Source organism: Corallococcus sp. Z5C101001, assembly GCF_007352635.1.
Classification (GTDB): Bacteria; Myxococcota; Myxococcia; order Myxococcales; family Myxococcaceae; genus Corallococcus; species Corallococcus silvisoli.
This window is the reverse complement of the sequence record NZ_VKLU01000005.1, coordinates 612689-629603: the sequence shown is the minus strand read 5'-3', so window position 1 is coordinate 629603 and position 16915 is coordinate 612689. Positions and strand designations below refer to the sequence as shown.

General features: G+C 70.1%; 14 protein-coding genes and 1 tRNA gene. 9 read left to right on the top strand and 6 right to left on the bottom strand.

The annotated features are described in order from the left end of the window. Window positions 1-45 precede the first annotated feature (45 nt). The 3 genes from gcvT to gcvP all read left to right on the top strand — a co-directional run bounded on the left by gcvT (window position 46) and on the right by gcvP (window position 4567). On the top strand, window positions 46-1131 hold the full coding sequence (gene gcvT / locus FOF48_RS13010) for a glycine cleavage system aminomethyltransferase GcvT (protein ID WP_143901363.1): 1086 nt from the start codon (window positions 46-48) through the stop codon (window positions 1129-1131). A gap of 38 nt (window positions 1132-1169) precedes the next feature. Beyond that, complete coding sequence (gene gcvH, locus FOF48_RS13005; RefSeq protein WP_143901361.1) at window positions 1170-1553, top strand: glycine cleavage system protein GcvH; 384 nt, start codon at window positions 1170-1172, stop codon at window positions 1551-1553. 110 nt (window positions 1554-1663) lie between these two features. Then, window positions 1664-4567 (top strand): aminomethyl-transferring glycine dehydrogenase, encoded by a 2904-nt coding sequence (gcvP, locus tag FOF48_RS13000; RefSeq protein WP_143901359.1) that lies wholly within the window; start codon window positions 1664-1666, stop codon window positions 4565-4567. 84 nt (window positions 4568-4651) lie between these two features. Here gcvP and FOF48_RS12995 read toward each other — a convergent pair whose 3' ends face one another. The 3 genes from FOF48_RS12995 to FOF48_RS12985 form a co-directional block, all read right to left on the bottom strand. Continuing rightward, on the bottom strand, window positions 4652-5551 hold the full coding sequence (locus FOF48_RS12995) for a cation diffusion facilitator family transporter (RefSeq protein WP_143901357.1): 900 nt from the start codon (window positions 5549-5551) through the stop codon (window positions 4652-4654). Between the two features lie 94 nt (window positions 5552-5645). Further along, window positions 5646-6887 carry an energy transducer TonB gene (locus FOF48_RS12990; RefSeq protein WP_143901355.1) on the bottom strand — a complete coding sequence of 414 codons (1242 nt, stop codon included), beginning with the start codon at window positions 6885-6887 and terminating at the stop codon, window positions 5646-5648. A gap of 117 nt (window positions 6888-7004) precedes the next feature. Further along, window positions 7005-8882 carry a SpoIID/LytB domain-containing protein gene (locus FOF48_RS12985; RefSeq protein WP_201756166.1) on the bottom strand — a complete coding sequence of 626 codons (1878 nt, stop codon included), beginning with the start codon at window positions 8880-8882 and terminating at the stop codon, window positions 7005-7007. On the opposite strand from FOF48_RS12985, the gene FOF48_RS12980 reads away from it, so the two are divergent. Continuing rightward, a complete protein-coding gene (locus tag FOF48_RS12980; protein ID WP_370456571.1) occupies window positions 8881-10509 on the top strand; it encodes a nitrous oxide reductase family maturation protein NosD in 1629 nt (542 codons plus the stop codon). The two genes, FOF48_RS12985 and FOF48_RS12980, sit on opposite strands and share 2 nt — an antisense overlap. Before the next feature lie 70 nt (window positions 10510-10579). Here the strand turns inward: FOF48_RS12980 and FOF48_RS12975 are convergent. Next, window positions 10580-10651 (bottom strand) — tRNA-Cys (locus FOF48_RS12975). A 133-nt stretch (window positions 10652-10784) separates the two neighbouring features. On the opposite strand from FOF48_RS12975, the gene FOF48_RS12970 reads away from it, so the two are divergent. From FOF48_RS12970 to fdxA, 4 genes are all read left to right on the top strand, one after another. Then, entirely contained in the window at window positions 10785-11936 is a 1152-nt protein-coding gene (locus FOF48_RS12970) for an acyl-CoA dehydrogenase family protein (RefSeq protein ID WP_143901353.1), read from the top strand. A gap of 102 nt (window positions 11937-12038) precedes the next feature. Beyond that, the gene (locus FOF48_RS12965) at window positions 12039-12389 is read left to right on the top strand and encodes a rhodanese-like domain-containing protein (protein WP_186001884.1); all 351 of its coding nucleotides are present in this window, start codon (window positions 12039-12041) and stop codon (window positions 12387-12389) included. A 69-nt stretch (window positions 12390-12458) separates the two neighbouring features. Next, a complete protein-coding gene (gene asd, locus FOF48_RS12960) occupies window positions 12459-13547 on the top strand; it encodes an aspartate-semialdehyde dehydrogenase (RefSeq protein ID WP_143901349.1) in 1089 nt (362 codons plus the stop codon). A gap of 111 nt (window positions 13548-13658) precedes the next feature. After that, the gene (gene fdxA / locus FOF48_RS12955; protein ID WP_143901347.1) at window positions 13659-14000 is read left to right on the top strand and encodes a ferredoxin FdxA; all 342 of its coding nucleotides are present in this window, start codon (window positions 13659-13661) and stop codon (window positions 13998-14000) included. 110 nt (window positions 14001-14110) lie between these two features. On the opposite strand, the gene FOF48_RS37040 is transcribed toward fdxA, so the two are convergent. Both FOF48_RS37040 and FOF48_RS12945 read right to left on the bottom strand, forming a co-directional pair. Next, entirely contained in the window at window positions 14111-14623 is a 513-nt protein-coding gene (locus FOF48_RS37040) for a hypothetical protein (RefSeq protein WP_235685688.1), read from the bottom strand. A 462-nt stretch (window positions 14624-15085) separates the two neighbouring features. Then, window positions 15086-16138 (bottom strand): hypothetical protein, encoded by a 1053-nt coding sequence (locus FOF48_RS12945; protein WP_143901344.1) that lies wholly within the window; start codon window positions 16136-16138, stop codon window positions 15086-15088. A 296-nt stretch (window positions 16139-16434) separates the two neighbouring features. Here FOF48_RS12945 and FOF48_RS12940 point away from each other — a divergent pair, with 296 nt between their 5' ends. Next, window positions 16435-16914: a GNAT family N-acetyltransferase gene (locus FOF48_RS12940; protein WP_143901342.1), complete on the top strand. Its 480-nt coding sequence runs from the start codon at window positions 16435-16437 to the stop codon at window positions 16912-16914. The last annotated feature ends 1 nt before the right edge of the window (window position 16915 follow it).

The window sequence follows — 16915 nt, the reverse complement described above, 5'->3', positions numbered from 1 at the left end:
CGCTATAGTCCGCGCCGTTTCGCCACCCCTGCCATGGAGAAGTCAATGACCCGGCGTACGCCCCTCAACGAGGCCCACCGCAAGCTGGGGGCCCGGATGGTCGACTTCGTCGGTTGGGACATGCCGGTTCAGTACTCCTCCGTCATCGCCGAGCACGAGGCCGTGCGCAATGCCGTCGGCCTGTTCGATGTCTCGCATATGGGGGAAATTGAATTCTCAGGGCCCGGCGCCCTGGAGACCGTGAACCGGCTCATCTCCAACGACCTTGCCCGCTGCCAGGACGGTCAGGCCGTCTACGCGGGCCTGCTCAACGACCTGGGCGGTTTCGTGGACGACGTCGTCGCCTACCGCTTCAGCCCCGAGCGCATCCTCATCTGCGTCAACTCCAGCAACCGCGAGAAGGACTTCGCCTGGATGAAGGCGCGCGCGGAGGGCGTGACCCCGGTGGACCGCGGGGACGAGTTCGCGCAGATCGCCGTCCAGGGCCCGAAGGCCGTGGGGCTGGTGCAGCGCCTGACGAAGGCGGACCTGTCCAAGGTGGGCACCTACCGCTTCACGGAAGGGGAGGTGGCCGGCGTGAAGTCCATCATCTCCCGCACGGGCTACACCGGCGAGGACGGCTTCGAGCTCTACTGCGCCGCCGAGGACGCCGTGAAGCTCTGGGACGCGCTCCTGGAGAACGGGCAGCCGGACGGCGTGAAGCCCTGTGGCTTGGGCGCGCGCGACTCGCTGCGCACGGAGATGAAGTACGCGCTGTACGGCAACGACATCGACGACGCGCACACCGCCCTGGAGGCGGGCCTGGGCTGGATCGTCAAGCTGGACAAGCCGGGCGGCTTCATCGGCAAGGACGCACTCGTCGCGCAGAAGGCCGCGGGCGTGCCGCGCAAGCTGGTGGGCTTCGAGCTGACGGGCGCCGGCATCCCGCGCCACGGCTACCCCATCCTCAAGGACGGCGCCCGCGTGGGCGAGGTCACCAGCGGCACGCAGGGCCCCACCGTGAAGAAGCCCATCGGCATGGGCTACGTGCCCACGGCGCTCTCCACCGAGGGCTCCACCTTCGACGTCGAGATCCGCGGCCGCGCCGTGCCCGCGGTCGTCGTGAAGACCCCCTTCCTCAAGAAGTCCTGATTCCCTCCCGTTCGCACCTTTTGCGAGGAGCCGCCTCCATGTCTGACACCATCCCGCAGGACCTGAAGTACACGCCGGAGCACGAGTGGGCCCGGATCACCGGCAAGACCGTGGTCATCGGCGTCACCCACCACGCCCAGGAGTCCCTGGGCGACGTCGTCTACGTGGAGCTGCCGAAGCTGGGCGCCCGGCTGGTGGAGGGCAAGAACTTCGGCGTCATCGAGTCCACCAAGGCCGTGTCGGACCTGTTCGCGCCCATCTCCGGCACCGTGGTCAAGGTGAACGACGCGCTCACCGGCAACCCGTCCATCATCAACACCGACCCGTATGGGGAGGGATGGATCGTCGAGGTCGAGCCCCAGGACGCCGGGCAGACAGACAAGCTCCTGGACGCCGCCGCCTACGGTGCGCTCCTGAAGTAGTCCCGCGCACGCAAGAAGTCGCGCGTCCCGATTGTTAGTGACGCTCCATGGAGCCCCGAGCCCGCTCGGACGCTGACTTCTTTCCGCACCACCCGCGAGCCCTTCCGACCATGTCCCTCAACTGGAAGTACCAGGAGTCCTTCGCCGGCCGCCACATTGGCCCGGAGACCCCTGAAGTGAAGCAGATGCTGTCCACGCTCGGCGTGGACTCGCTCGACGCGTTCATCGAGAGCGCCGTGCCGCCCGTCATCCGCTCCCCGGAGCCCCTGCGCCTGCCCGCCGGCCGCGGTGAGAACGAGGTGCTGGCGCAGCTGGAGGCCATCGCGGCGAAGAACCAGGTGTTCCGGTCCTTCATCGGCATGGGCTACCACGACACCCACGTCCCCAACGTCATCCTGCGCAACATCTTCCAGAACCCGGGCTGGTACACCCAGTACACGCCCTACCAGGCGGAGATCGCCCAGGGCCGGCTGGAAGCGCTGCTCAACTTCCAGACGATGGTGACGGACCTCACCGGCATGGAGGTGGCGAACGCCTCCCTGCTCGACGAGGGCACCGCCGCCGCGGAGGCCATGGCGCTCGCGATGCACGCGAAGGGCGACGGCGCCGGCGGCGCGTTCTTCGTCTCCGAGGGCTGCCACCCGCAGACCGTGGACGTGGTCCGCACGCGCGCGCTCCCCCTGGGCGTGGAGGTCGTCGTGGGCGACCACCGCACGGTGGACCTGTCCCAGAAGAAGTTCTTCGGCGCGCTGGTGCAGTACCCGGCCACCGACGGCGTGGTGCACGACTACCGCGCCTTCGGTGAGAAGGTGCACGCGGCGGGCGGCCTGCTCGTCGTCGCCGCGGACCTGCTCAGCCTCGCGCTGCTCACGCCGCCGGGCGAGTTCGGCGCGGACGTGGCGGTGGGCAGCGCGCAGCGCTTCGGCGTGCCGCTGGGCTACGGCGGTCCGCACGCCGCCTTCTTCGCCACGAAGAACGCGTACACCCGCGTGATGCCGGGCCGCCTCATTGGTGTGTCCGAGGATGCGCAGGGCCGGCCCGCGCTGCGCATGGCGCTCCAGACGCGCGAGCAGCACATCCGCCGCGAGAAGGCCACGAGCAACATCTGCACCGCGCAGGTGCTGCTGGCCGTGATGGCCGGCATGTACGCCGTCTACCACGGGCCCGAGGGGCTCAAGGCCATCGCGGAGCGCGTGCACGGGCTCACCGTGGTGCTGGCCCGCGGCCTCGCGAAGCTGGGCTTCAAGCCGCGCCACGACCAGTTCTTCGACACGCTGCGCGTGGAGCTGACGCCCCCGCAGGTGCGGGGCGTGCTGGCCGCGGCGGAAGGCGCGCGGATGAACTTCCGCCGCATCGACGAGAAGACGCTCGGCCTGGCGCTGGACGAGACGACGCGCGCGAAGGACGTGGAGGACATCCTCACGGCCTTCATCCAGGGCGCGAACAAGTCCGCGGCGCCGGTGGTGCTGGAGGAGGTGGCCGCGAGCCTGGAGAGCCCGCTGTCCGCCGAGGTGCGCCGCTCGAGCGCGTACCTCACGCACCCGGTCTTCAACCGCTACCACTCCGAGACGGAGATGCTGCGGTACGTGCGCCGGCTGGAGGCGAAGGACCTGTCCCTCACGCACTCCATGATTCCGCTGGGCAGCTGCACCATGAAGCTCAACGCCACCGCGGAGATGATCCCGGTGACGTGGCCGCAGTTCAGCAAGCTGCATCCGTTCGCGCCCACCTCGCAGGCGGCCGGCTACAAGGTCATCTTCGAGCAACTGGAGCACGCGCTGTCGCAGGTGACGGGCTTCGCCGGATGCTCGCTCCAGCCCAACGCGGGCAGCCAGGGCGAATACGCGGGCCTGCTCGTCATCCGCGCGTACCACCAGGCGCGAGGGCAGGGGCACCGCGACGTGTGCCTCATCCCGTCCTCCGCGCACGGCACCAACCCGGCCTCCGCGGTGATGGCGGGCTATCAGGTCGTCGTCACGAAGTGCGACGAGAACGGCAACATCGACCTGAAGGACCTGCGCGCCCGGGCGGACGAGTACAAGGACCGGCTGGCCGCGCTGATGGTCACGTACCCCTCCACGCACGGCGTGTTCGAGGAGGAGATCCGGGAGATCTGCTCCACCATCCATGAGCGCGGCGGCCAGGTGTACATGGACGGCGCCAACCTCAACGCGCAGGTGGGGCTCACCGCGCCGGGCCTGGTGGGCGCGGACGTCTGCCACATCAACCTGCACAAGACCTTCTGCATCCCGCACGGCGGTGGCGGCCCGGGCATGGGCCCCATCTGCGTGGCCAGCCACCTGGTGAAGTTCCTCCCCGGACACCCGGTCATCCAGACGGGCGGGGCGGACGCCATTGGCGCCATCTCCGCGGCGCCGTGGGGCAGCGCCAGCATCCTGCTCATCTCCTGGATGTACGTGCAGATGATGGGCGGCGAGGGCCTGACGGAGGCCACGAAGCTGGCCATCCTCAACGCCAACTACGTCGCGGAGCGGCTCCAGCCGCACTACCCGGTGCTCTACCGGGGCAAGCGCGGCCGGGTGGCCCACGAGTGCATCGTGGACCTGCGCCCCCTCAAGAAGACCGCGGGCGTGGAGGTGGAGGACGTGGCCAAGCGCCTCATGGACTACGGCTTCCACGCGCCCACCGTGTCGTTCCCGGTGGCGGGCACGCTGATGATCGAGCCCACGGAGTCCGAGTCCAAGGCGGAGCTGGATCGCTTCTGCGACGCGATGATCGCCATCCGCCAGGAGATCCGCGACGTGGAGGAGGGGCGCGCGCCCAAGGACAACAACGTCCTCAAGAACGCGCCGCACACCGCGCGCACGCTCACCGCGCCGGAGTGGAACCGCCCCTACACCCGCGAGCAGGCCGTGTTCCCCACCGCGTGGGTGCGTGACAACAAGTTCTGGCCGTCCGTGGGCCGCCTGAACAACGTGCTCGGGGACCGGAAGCTCGTGTGCTCGTGCCCGCCCATCGAGGACTACGAGACGCCCGCGCAGAAGGTCGCGTAGCGCTCCGTCCCTCCGAAGTCGTCACCGGGGCCGTCTTCCAGGACATCGGAAGGCGGCCCTCGTGTTTTCGCCGCCCGCGGGCGTCTAGCGGAGCCGCGCGGGCTCCACGTGCACCACCACGTCCACCACCTGCGGGTACGCGCCCTGGAGCGTCGCCTCCACCTTGTCCGCGACCTCGTGGGCCTGCGCGGTGGTGAGCTGCGGGTCGACTTCGATCTTCAGGTCCACGTAGACGCTCTCCTCCATGCCGCGGCTGCGCACGTCGCGGCACGAGCGCACGCCGGCCACCGCCAGCGTCTGTTGGGACACCTGCGCGGGGTCCAGGCGCGCGGTGTCGGAGAGGATGCCCACCGCCTGCCGGACGATGCCGTACGCCACCCGTGCCACGAAGACCATCACCGCCAGCGCCACCAGCCCGTCCGCGCGCGGAAAGCCCAGCGCGACGAGCGCCAGGGAGATGAGCACCGCGATGGTGACGAACACGTCCGACAGCGTGTGCTGTGCGTCCGCGAGCAGCAGCGAGCTCTTGTACTTCTCTCCGTAGTGCCGCTCCACGCGCGTCACCACCAGGTTGATGACGAGCGTCACCCCCATCACCCCGGCCATCAGCAGCGACACCGTGGGGTGCTTGTCGTTCATCAGCGAGTCGAACGCCATGCGCCCCAGCTCCAGCATGCCCACGCCAATCATCGCGCCGATGCCCAGGGACGCGAGCGCCTCGAACTTGCCGTGCCCATAGGGGTGGTCCGCGTCCGCGGGCTGTGACGCCACGCCCATGGCCACCAGCCCCAGCACGTTGGAGCTGCCGTCGATGAACGAATGCAGCCCGTCCGCCGTCACCGACGCGGATTGGGCCATCATCCCGAAGGCGAGCTTGGCCACGGCCACCACCCAGTTGGCCACGAGGATGGCCAACAGGACGAAGCGGACCTTCTGGTTGCGCTCCTGGAGCGCGGCACTGCGGTCGGTGAGAGGGGCGTCCACGGCGGCGCAGGGTAGTGCCCCTGGGGCCTCCGCCGCGAGGACCTGTTGACGTGGGTTGCCCGGCGGCGGACGGATGCCGGGGTGCCCGCGCTCGCTACTGACGGAACAGCCGCATCCGCGGCCCGCCGCCCATCTCCATGAAGAAGCCGAACTGGAAGCGCACCGTCGCGTCCTGGCCCAGCAGGCCCGACGGCGGGTTGGGGAAGGGCTGCGCGCGCTTGAAGGAGGACACGGCCTCCATGTCCAGGAAGTCCAGGCCGCTGCTCTTCTCCACCTGGATGTCCTTCACCTGGCCGCGCTCGTCCAGGGTGATGGAGAGCAGCGTCTGGCGGTCGCGCCCAGAGTAGATGTTGCCCGTCGGGTCGCGCATGCGCAGCTGCTCGTTGGGATTCCAGTGCATGCCCACGCTCTGCTTCACGCGGTTGAAGAAGCTGGCGTACTTCCACTCGCGCGTGTTGAGGAAGGTGCCGTCGCCCTCCTCCTTGTCCTGGAGCATGTCGTTGGGCGCGGCGCCCACCACGCGGTCCATCGCCGCCTGCGACGGCATCAACGTCGCCAGGCCCGGGGAACCGGCGCGGCCGGCGGAGCCCTCCTGTTCGCTGTCCTCGCCCTCTCCGGGCTGGATGCGCAGGCGCTTCGCGTTGCCCGTCGCGGCGTCGCTCTCCGCCTGGTTCTTCACCGCCATGCCCGGGCCGTGCTCCCGCGGATCCGTCTTCATGGCGATCTCCTGCTTGCGGCGCGTCTCCGGCATCTCGAAGACGGGCTTCTTGCCGCCCTGGGACTGCGGCCGGTCATCCGCGCCCTGGCCGTTGTTGCCGGACACGCGCGGGGGCTGCACCTGCTCGTGCTGCACGCCCTCCTGCTTCTGGGGCGCCGTCCGCTGGGGCATGGCGTTGCGGTAGAAGGGCGTCTGGTCCCGGGCGCGCGTCTCCTTGTCGACCGTGTTGTTGTGCTCGGCCAGGTACTTCGCGTCTGGAGACTGCTGATCATTCCCCGGCGCCACGTCCACCACCTGGCCCTGGGGCTTCGTCTCGTCCGGCTTCTTCTCTTCCTTCGGCTCGCGCTTCTCGGTGGGGCGGGGCTTCGTCTGGGGCGTCGCGGCGCCCCGGTTCTTCGCCCACTGCTCCGACGTGAGCGGCCTCATCGCCACGGAGGTGGGGCGGGCGGGGCGCTTCTCAGGTGCGAGGCTTCCCTGCACGGCGGAGACCAGGAGCACGAAGCCCACGAACGCGCCCTGCGCCAGGAGCGCCAGGATGCCCGCCACCAGATAGCGCAGCGGCGCGCGCCTCTTGCGCTCGCGTCGCTGACGCCAGTCTGTCGAGGAACCCATGCCCACGGCCTGATGATAAACCTCCGGACCGCTTCTACAGTCCCGAACGTGCGGCCCGTAACACGCGGGACATCAAAGAGATTCGCGTTCCCCGAAACGGGAGCGCGAAATGTCCTCTTCACCTCAGTAGATGGGCGCGACCTCCGCCCCGTTGAAGTAGTAGCGGAGGATCTCCGGGTAGCGCTGGCCCGCCTCCGCCCGGCCGATGGCGCCTGTCTGACACATGCCCACGCCGTGACCCCAGCCTCCCCCCCGGAAGAGCCACCCGGTGAGCCGTCCCTCGGCGTCCCGCTCGGGCTCCACCGTGGCCATGCTGCTGTTGAGCATCCCGAAGAGCCGCCGGATGTTCAGCTCTCCCCGGACCTGGGTGGCGCCCTTCATCCCGGACAGCGTGAGCAGCCGGGCCCTCCCGGAGACCCCGCGCTCGGACAGGACGAGCGCCTGGATGGATCCCACCCCCAGCTTCTCCGTGAGCGCGTCCACCTGGGCCTGCGTGAAGCGCTTCTCCCACCGGAACTTCGACGGCTGCGCGAAGCTGGACAGCTTGCAGGCCGCCGGGACGTCGGAGGTCGCGAGCCAGGCCTTGAGGTTCGACGGTCCCGGCACGTCCGGCGCGGACTCCAGCAAGTCCGGGCGCCCGCGCAGGCTGGGGTCGGGCGGGCCGCCCCACACCACGTCGTTGTCCTCGGTGTGGCCGCCGCACACGGCGCTGTAGACGGAGTCCACCAGCCGTCCGTCCCGGCTGAAGAGGGCCTCGCCCCGGGTGGCCTCCACCGCGGCGGTGGTGCTGGCCGCCTCCCCGGTGCGGCCCCGGTACACCGCGCAGTGCTGCTCCGAGCACAGCAGGTAGGGGTCCGCCAGGTGCTTGATGCCCACCTTCGCCAGCACCTCGCCCCGCGCCGTGACGGCCTGGGCCTTGAGCGCCTCCGGGTGCGCGCGCGCGAAGATCTCAGAGGGCACCAGCCCCTTGAGCAGGTCCTCCAGGCCCACCACGTTCACCACCGCGAGCTTGCCGCTCCGGTCCACCGCGAACTGGAGCGCCCCGCGGAAGCTGCGGTCCTCGAAGGCGTGGAAGTCGTAGCCCACGCCGTACTCCACCTGCCGCACGTCGAAGCCGCTGCCGTCCTGGGTCTCCGCGTCCAGCCGGTCCTGCCCAAGCCCCACCACGGCGTCGTTCTCGTCCTTGAGCTCCAGGATGGCGCTGGACGGCTTGCGGACCTCCTCGAAGAGCGTCGTGCGCAGGCCGTAGCGGCGGAGCAGCTCCGCCTGCTTCTCCGCGGCGGCGGCGGGCGTCAGGGCCTCGTCGCCCAGGAGCAGGTAGCGCCGGTTGTCGATGACCTTGCCCGCGATGCCGTACACCGAGCCCAGCGTGTGCGTGCGCACCGCCAGCCCCCGCGCGCGCCACGCCTCCTGCGCCTCCGCGAGCCCCGCCTTGTCCGCGAAGCGGAACTCCCCCAGCTGCAGCCGCGCGCTCCACTGGGCCGGCTCTCCCTGGGTGACCCGCACCGTCCAGCGCGAACCCGCGGGCGCGTCCAGCACCTTCTCGCCCGGCCCGCCGAAGCGCAGCCGCATCCGGCCTCGCGGTGAGAACGTCACCGCGTCGCGCGCCTCCATCAGCTTGATGGGCAGCCGGGGTTCGCCGTTGCGGAAGTCCAGGCGCTTCAGGTCCTGCGGCCCGGGCAGCCCCGACGTGAGCGGATCCTCCAGGCCTGGCGCGGCTGGGGGCGGCGGCATGGCGCCCGCGTCCGCGGCGGGGCTTGGAGCGGAGACCTCCGGTTCTCCCAGCCCCCGGGTGCTGGACGCGGGGGAGGGCGCAGGCGCGGGCGTGGCGCAGGAGGCGAGCAGCAGGGCGGTCAGGAGCAGGACGGCTTTGGACACGGCGGCGGCACCGTAGCCGCCGCGAGGCCGAGCGTCACGGTTCTCCCTCCCACACCAGCGGGCCCCTTTCCGGATGACCGGGAGTGAATAGAACGGCCGACGCCATGCGTTGCCCCTGCTCATGCGAATTCGAGGAGGCAACGGATTGACGAAGCGAAACACCCTGATGTCCTCCATGGCCGCCTGGACCCTGGCCTTCGGGCTCACCGCTTGCGGCGGTGGCTCGGGTGGGGTCGGCATTGGCACGGCCAATGCCGCGGAGGCCCCCAGCAACCCTGGCACCCCGCCTCCCATCGGCGTGCAGCCGGTGGAGGACACGCCCGCCGGTCAGATGCCGGAGCACGCGGACCATGTCCCCATCGCGGAGCCCGGTCCCCAGCCCGCCGTCACCGCCCAGGCCATGACGGCCATCCCGGCGGTGGCGCCCGTCCATGAGTGGGTGGTCTCACCCGGCGGCGACGACGCGGCCGAGGGCACGGCCGACGCGCCGCTGCGCACCATCGGCGCGGCGGTGGGCAAGGCCGGCCCCGGCGACAAGATCCGCGTGCTGGCGGGCACCTACGCCGAGCGCGTCATCCTGGGGGAGAACGCCAAGCCCGGCTCGCCCGACGCGAAGATCACCCTCCAGGGCGAGGGCCACCCCATCCTGACCCCGGGCAGCGGCGCGGGCGCGGCCGTGCAGGTGCGCCGACCGAACTGGATCATCGACGGGTTCGAGATCGACGTGCAGTCGCAGCCCATCTTCGGCGTCACCTTCGAGGGCGACGTGCAGGGCACCGTGCTGGCCAACTCGGACGTGCACGGCGGCACCGGTGGCGCGGGCGTCACGATGTTCAATCAGGCCAAGGGCCCCACCATCGAGAACAACAACATCCACGACTTCGTGCGGACCACCGGCAACAAGGACTCGCACGGCATCGTGATGCAGCCGGCGTCGTACAACGTGACGGTGCGCAACAACGACATCCACGACGTCTCGGGTGACTCCGTGCAGTGCCTGGGCCCGGAGGGCTTCAGCAGCCTGCCTCCCGCCACGGGGCTGCTGGTGGAGAACAACCACCTGTTCGGCAACCGGGAGAACGCCGTGGACATCAAGACGTGCCACGACGTCACCATCCGCAACAACCGGATGCACCACTTCCAGCAGACGGACACGGCCAAGGGCGAGGCGGTGGTCATCCACTACTCCGCCAACAACGTGCTGGTGGAGGACAACGAGATCTACGACGCCTCCAAGGGCATCGCGGTGGGCGGCAACCACGAAGGCCCCGTGCCCCAGTCCGTCGTCCTGCGGCGCAACCGCATCCACGACATCACCGAAGCGGGCGGCGGCGAGGGCACGGGCATCCGCCTGGAGAACTCGAAGGGCGCCGTGGTGGTGAACAACACCATCACCCGCGCCAAGGCCGGCATCATCCTGGGCCACGGCACGGGCGGCGCCACGGAGACCCCGCGCGTGGAGAACAACCTGGTGGACGCGCCCGTGAGCGTGGATGTGGGCGCCCAGGCGCCGGGGCTCCAGATGAGCTCCAACCTCTACCCGGCGGGCGCGCAGTTCATGCACAACGGCAAGCCCGTGGCCCTGGATGCCTTCAAGGCCGCCACGGGGGACACCACCTCCAACGTGGGGGACGTGACGGTGTCCGACACCTTCGCCCCCTCCGCCTCCGCCCAGGACAAGGGCCAGGACGAGGGCCAGCCCTTCTGCGGCGCGGCCCCGGAAATCGGCGCGGTCGAAGTGGGCTGCTAACCCCCTCCTGAACGGAAAAAACAGAAGGCCCGATGCGGAAGTGGCTTCCGCATCGGGCCTTTTGTCTGTGAGGCGCCACCCGGATTCGAACCGGGGAATGAAGGTTTTGCAGACCTTTGCCTTACCACTTGGCTATGGCGCCGGAAGCGATTGGGGCCGGGGTTATACGCAGCCCCGTAGGAGGCGGTCAAGGAAGCAACACCATCCAGCCCCGGTTCTCGTCCCGTTAGCATGCGGCGCCGGGCTGCGGGCCCTGGTGAGCGAGGGACGACACGATGTTGCATGGCCATGGGGTATTCCTGGAGGAGCACGAAGCCTTCCGCCGTACGGTCCGGGCCGTGGTGGACAAGGAGCTGCGCCCGTTCGCCGCCGAATGGGAGGCGCGCGAGGAGTTCCCCCGGGAGCTCTTCACCCGCTTTGGCGAGCTGGGCTTCCTGGGCTTGAAGTACCCGGAGGCCCATGGTGGCACGGCCGCCGGGGAGCTCTACGAGGCGGTGCTCCTGGAGGAGCTGGGTCGCTGTGGCTCCGGGGGCGTGGCCGCCGGGTTGGGGGCCCAGTTCACCATCTCCACCGGCCCCCTGCACCTGTACGCCACGGAGGCCCAGAAGCAGCGCTGGCTGGCGCCCGCCATCCGGGGGCAGAAGATTGGCGCCCTGGGCATCACCGAACCCGACGCGGGCTCGGATGTCGCGGGGCTGCGCACCACCGCCCATCGCGAGGGCGACCACTACGTCATCAACGGCTCCAAGACCTACATCACCAACGGTGTGCGGGCGGACTTCGTGGTGCTGGCGGTGAAGACCGACCCCGAGCGCGGCCACAAGGGCCTGTCCATGCTCGTCGTGGAGCGGGGCACCCCGGGCTTCAGCGTGGGGCGCAAGCTCCAGAAGGTCGGGTGGCGCGCGTCCGACACGGCGGAGCTCTTCTTCGAGGACTGCCGCGTGCCCGCGGAGAACCTGCTGGGCGTGGAGGGGCAGGGCTTCTATCAGATCATGGGCAACTTCCAGTGGGAGCGGCTGTCGCTCGCGCTGGGCGCGGTGGGCGCCATGGACGACATGTTGGAGACGGCGCTCGAGCACGTGAAGCAGCGCCGCGCGTTCGGGCAGGCGCTGGCCCAGTTCCAGGTGCTGCGCCACAAGCTGGCGGAGCTGCACACGGCCCGAGAGTGCGCGCGGCAGCTCACCTACCACGCGCTGCGCCTGCACGTGGCGGGCGAGTACGCCGTCGCGCAGACCTCCATGGCGAAGAAGGTCGCGACGGAGGCGTGCTGCCGCGTGGCCGACGAGTGCCTCCAGCTGCATGGGGGGGCCGGCTACATGATGGAGTACGACATCCAGCGCCACTGGCGCGACGCCCGACTGGGCCCCATCGGCGGTGGCACGAGCGAGGTGATGAACGAGATCATCGCCAAGCAGCTGGGCCTCTGAGTCCTGGCACGCTCCTGGGAGCAGGCGGGCGGGCGTGCGGGAAGAGGGGAAAGAACCTCCGGGTTCATGTTCGAAGGAACATGTCGCCTCGGGGAGGCCCCGGTGGAGCCCACCATCATTTGCGATGAGCTGTTCATGCGTCTGGGGGACGAGGATGTGCTCGTCCTGGATTGCCGTGACGCGATGGACTGGGAGCGGTTCGAGATCCACATCCCGGGTGCGCTGCGCATGACGGCCTCGGAGATCGCCCGCGACCTGGCGATGCTGCCGGACGACGAACTCATCGTCCTGTGTGGCACCACCCAGGACTGCGCGGACATCCGCCGCGTCTGTCGCGTGCTGCGCCTGCGGGGGCGCAACGCCGTGTGCCTCGCCGGCGGGCTCCACGCCTGGGTGACGGGGGGCTACCCGACGGAGCGCCACTCCCGCGCTCCCTCCCACGCCCACCGTTGAGCGGTGGATGCGGCGCGTCGTGAAACGGTGTAAGGAGCGCGCTGTCGTCCCCACCGGAGACCCCCCACGATGGCCAAGCTTCGCGCCGTGCTCATTGGCGCCACCGGACTCGCGGGCCAGCAGTTCATCGCGGCCCTGAAGGACCACCCGTACATCGAACTCACCGGGCTCGCCGCCTCGCCCCGCTCCGCGGGGAAGACGTACGCGGACGCCCTGCGTGCCTCCAACGGCATGCTGGCCTGGTTCGTCCCGGAGCCCCTGCCGGAGGCCATCGCCCGGATGACCGTGCTCAGCGGGGACGCGGTCCAGGCGAAGGACTACGACATCGCCTTCTCCGCCGTGGAGGCGGACGTGGCGCGTGAGCTGGAGCCGCGCCTCGCTCGGGACATCCCGGTGCTCTCCGCCGCGAGCGCCTTCCGCTACGACCCGGACGTGCCGCTGCTCATCCCCCCCATCAACGCCGCCCATGCCCCGCTCATCAACGAGCAGCGCCGGCAGCGCGGATGGAAGGGCTTCATCGTCCCCATCCCCAACTGCACGACCTCGGGCCTCGCGGTGACGCTGGCCCCTCTGGCCGAGCGCTTCGGCGTGAAGGCGGTGTTGATGACCAGCCTCCAGGCCATGTCTGGCTCCGGACGTTCGCCGGGCGTCATCGGCCTGGACATCCTCGACAACGTCGTGCCGTACATCCCCAAGGAGGAGCACAAGGTCGAGGTCGAGACGAAGAAGATCCTCGGGGTGCTCAACCCCGCGGGCGCGGCGCTCACCCCGCATGACGTGCGCGTCTCGTGCACCTGCACCCGGGTGGCCGTGCTGGAGGGCCACACCGAGTCCGTCTTCGTGTCGCTGGGCCAGAAGGCCACCGTGGCGGAGGTCGCCCAGGTGATGCGCGAATGGAAGGGCGCCGACGTGGCGAAGGACCTGCCTTCCTCGCCTCCCCGCTGGATCGAAGTGCTGGACGACCCGTTCCGGCCCCAGCCGCGCCTGGACCGGGACACCCACGGAGGCATGGCCACCACGGTGGGTCGCATCCGCGAGGATGGGGTGCTGGAGAACGGTTTCAAGTACGTGCTTGTCTCCCACAACACGAAGATGGGGGCCGCCAAGGGCGCCATCCTCGTCGCGGAGCTGCTGCGGGCGCAGGGCTTGCTGGGTTGACCGGCGAAGCAGGCCGGGCCGCCCCCTAAATTCAGGGTGCCAACCCTGGCCGCAACCATCTACTGTGCGCGGCCACGGACGCGCGGAATACCGCACAGAGGAGAGATCTACATGGCCTATGTCGTCGCCGAGCCTTGCATCAAGTGCAAGTACACCGACTGTGTCGAGGTGTGCCCGGTCAACTGCTTCTACGAGGGCGCGAACTTCCTCGTGATCCACCCGGACGAGTGCATCGACTGCGGTGCTTGTGAGCCCGTCTGCCCGACCAAGGCGATCTTCCCCGAGACCGAGCTGCCCCCCCAGTGGAAGGAGTTCCAGAAGCTCAACGCGGACTTCTCCACCTCGTGGCCGAACATCGCGGAGAAGAAGGCGGCCCTGCCCGAGGCCGAGGAGTACAAGGAAAAGCAGGGCAAGCGCGCGGAGCTGAACCCGGCTCCTGGCGGGAAGAAGTAGCGCGCCGCGCCGCTCGCGTGCGCCCGTCGTGATGAAGGCCCTCGCGCCCCATGGCGTGAGGGCCTTTGTCGTCGGGGGCATCCCGTCGTGAGGGGGCTGTCCGTGCACGCTCACCCCGCCTGGAGGGCGCTGAGCCGCAGCCCCCGGGCCTCCAGCGCATCGCGCAGTCGCGCCACGTCCGCCGGGGGCACGGGCCCGTGGCGGCCCTGGATGCGCAGCGCCACCTCCCGGGGGCCCGTGCGCTCCACCTCCACGGTGGCCTCCAGCGACCCTCTCAGGCTCAAGCCCAGCGCGGGCCGCTGCGACCTCACGAAGACCTCGATCTTCTCGATGAGCGCCAGCGTGGACTCCACCTGCGCGACGGGCGTGGCCGCCATTCCGGCTGCTGCCGCGCCACCGCCCGTCACGCCGTGGCCTCCCGTCGCGGACAGGGTTGGGGGACTCTCCGAGGAGCGGGCCTCGCGCGGGGGAGGGGCAGGGAGCGGCGCCGCGCGGAGCTCGGCGCGAACCGAGCGCTCCAGCTCACGGGTCAGCAGCTCCGAGGCGCGGTGGGACGCCTGCTCCTGGCCTGTCGCGTGGGCCTCCTGGCGCACCGTGCCCAGCCGCTGCGCCTCCACGTGCATGCCCTGTCGGGCCTGCCGGAGTGCCGCCGGACTTCCGAGCGCCCCGCGCGTAGTCGACAGGACGGCGCTGGCGGCGCGGACCCCGGGGAGCGGCGATGAAACCCGGGTCGTCTGCCCCGGCCCCGTGCCACCCGGTCGGAGGGCTCCGGGGCCCGGCGGTCCTCCCTGCTGAGTGGGCCCGCGCTGGGCGTCGGTGCGAGGACGCCCGGAGGTGGTACCCCGCTCGGATGCCCGCTGGAGGACCTGCTGGAACGCGTCCCGCTCCGGGCGCGTCTTCTCCTGTCCGGAAGGAGCGTCCTGCCCTTCGACCTTCATGGCCTGCCTCGCGCGAAAGAGATGCGCGGACATGAGCAGCGGCCGTGCCAGCCGGTCGGGATGCGGGTCCCGCGGGGAAGGGCGGGCCGGGGCGGCGGGGGAGGGGTGCCGTCCCCGGGATGGGCGTGCGGGGCGCGGGACGCCCGCTCAGCGCTTGCCGCCGAAGCCGCCCGGCTGCACGGGCGCGGTGCCCGTCAGGTCGTTGAACGCGAGCGGGCAAGCCGCCACCGCGTTCGGGTCCGCCAGCGCGGGGTTCTGCGTCCAGTCCCGGTCCTGGAACAGGAGGGCATCGCGCACCTCCAGCTCCTTGAGCTGCTTGCGGTACTCCCAGAAGCGGCCGCGCAGGAGCACGCGCGCGCCCTTCGGCAGCTGCGTCAGCTCCGTGTACTGGGAGTCCTTCAGCCGCGCGGTGATGGTCACCGACGGGCGCACCTTCGGCTTGCCGTAGTTCAGCCCCGACAACAGACCGTCATTGCCTGGATCCGGCAGGTAGTAGACGAGCCGGGCCACCAGCGCGGGCGGCTCCGGTGGAGGCCCCTTCTTGCCGCGCGGCTTCTTGGGCTTCTCCAGCTTCGCGTCGACGAACTCCAGGCCCCCGAACGCCACCTCCTTGTCGAGGTAGTCGTCGCGGAACTTCGCATCCGCCACGCTCGCGGCGGTGGTGTTCGCCTTGAGCACCTCCACGTCGTAGCGCTCGAGCATCGCGGGCAGCGTGAAGAAGAAGCTGTCCACGGGACTGACTCCGTCCGCGATGAAGCGCAGCTTGCTCAGGTCGAGCGGCGGGTAGTACGGCGCCAGCGCCACCGCCGTCTGCATCCACTCCGCCGGCAGCCTCTTGTCGATGAGGATCCGGCGCATCATCGACACCAGGTACATGCTGGCCGGGAAGCGCGGCGTGGACAGCTGGGTGTTCACGGCCTGGATCAACAGCGGATCCACGAAGAAGTTCTCGTCGCGCTTGTGCAGGTACGGCCCGGACTCGCCCACGACGGTGAGCAGCGCGCCCACCAGCTGGGCGCAGTTCGCGTCGTTCGTGCCCTGGACCAGGGCCTGGTTCACGCGGGAGCGCAGAAAGCGCTTGTCCATGTCCGCTTCGCGGAACACGGGCGGCTCTCCCGTTCCAAAGAAGAACTCCTTCTGGGCGAGCGCGGGCGTCGACAGCAGGCCCACGGACAGGGCGATGAGGGCACGGGTACGCATCGTCCTGGACGCTACCATGCCCTCCCCGGGACGATCCTCCTCCGAGCGCTCCAGGCCGCGCTCTGGGTGAAATCGCGAAGGCCGCCCGACGTGTGAGGGCAATTGCAACCGGATGACCCGATGCGGCGGGGCTTCCGCGACTTTCACGGGAGTGGGGAGCGGGCAGGGGACGGGGCGACCGCGCGGGAGGCGCGCCGGAGCGGAGTTGGCGGTGTCGGAAGGCCGCGTCCCTTCGAGGGGGCGAGGTTTTTTCCGCCTGTTGATGGCGCGGCCTTTTGTGTACCTTGGCCAGCGCTATGCCGACGCCTCCCGAGACCTCCCCGGCACCCGTCACCGTCGCCCAGATCAAGGACGAGGCGGAGCTCATGCAGGCCCTCGCCATCCGCGAGGTGGTGTTCATCGAGGAACAGCATGTCCCCGAGGGCATCGAGCGCGACGCCGAGGACGCGCTCGCGTACCACGTGCTCGCCTACCAGGGGGGCCACGCCATCGGCACTGGCCGCCTGGTGAAGCTGCCGGAGCCGCCCGCGGGCCAGTCCGGGACGTGGGGGCAGATTGGCCGCATGGCGGTGCTCCAGTCGCACCGCAAGTCGCGCGTGGGTTCGCTGCTGCTGACGACGCTGGAAGAGGAAGCGCGCCGCCGCAACGTGAGCGGCATCATGCTGCACGCCCAGCTCTACGCGCTCGACTTCTACAAGAAGCACGGCTACCAGCCGGTGGGCGCCGTGTTCGACGAGGCCGGCATCGACCACCTGGAGATGCACAAGCGGCTGTAGT

Coding starts and splice junctions, on each gene's coding strand:
- gcvT (WP_143901363.1), top strand. CDS start 46: ATGACCCGGCGTACGCCCCTCAACGAGGCCCACCGCAAGCTGGGGGCC.
- gcvH (WP_143901361.1), top strand. CDS start 1,170: ATGTCTGACACCATCCCGCAGGACCTGAAGTACACGCCGGAGCACGAG.
- gcvP (WP_143901359.1), top strand. CDS start 1,664: ATGTCCCTCAACTGGAAGTACCAGGAGTCCTTCGCCGGCCGCCACATT.
- FOF48_RS12980 (WP_370456571.1), top strand. CDS start 8,881: ATGCGAATTCGAGGAGGCAACGGATTGACGAAGCGAAACACCCTGATG.
- FOF48_RS12985 (WP_201756166.1), bottom strand. CDS start 8,882: ATGAGCAGGGGCAACGCATGGCGTCGGCCGTTCTATTCACTCCCGGTC.
- FOF48_RS12970 (WP_143901353.1), top strand. CDS start 10,785: ATGTTGCATGGCCATGGGGTATTCCTGGAGGAGCACGAAGCCTTCCGC.
- asd (WP_143901349.1), top strand. CDS start 12,459: ATGGCCAAGCTTCGCGCCGTGCTCATTGGCGCCACCGGACTCGCGGGC.
- fdxA (WP_143901347.1), top strand. CDS start 13,659: ATGGCCTATGTCGTCGCCGAGCCTTGCATCAAGTGCAAGTACACCGAC.
- FOF48_RS37040 (WP_235685688.1), bottom strand. CDS start 14,623: ATGCACGTGGAGGCGCAGCGGCTGGGCACGGTGCGCCAGGAGGCCCAC.
- FOF48_RS12945 (WP_143901344.1), bottom strand. CDS start 16,138: ATGCGTACCCGTGCCCTCATCGCCCTGTCCGTGGGCCTGCTGTCGACG.
- FOF48_RS12940 (WP_143901342.1), top strand. CDS start 16,435: ATGCCGACGCCTCCCGAGACCTCCCCGGCACCCGTCACCGTCGCCCAG.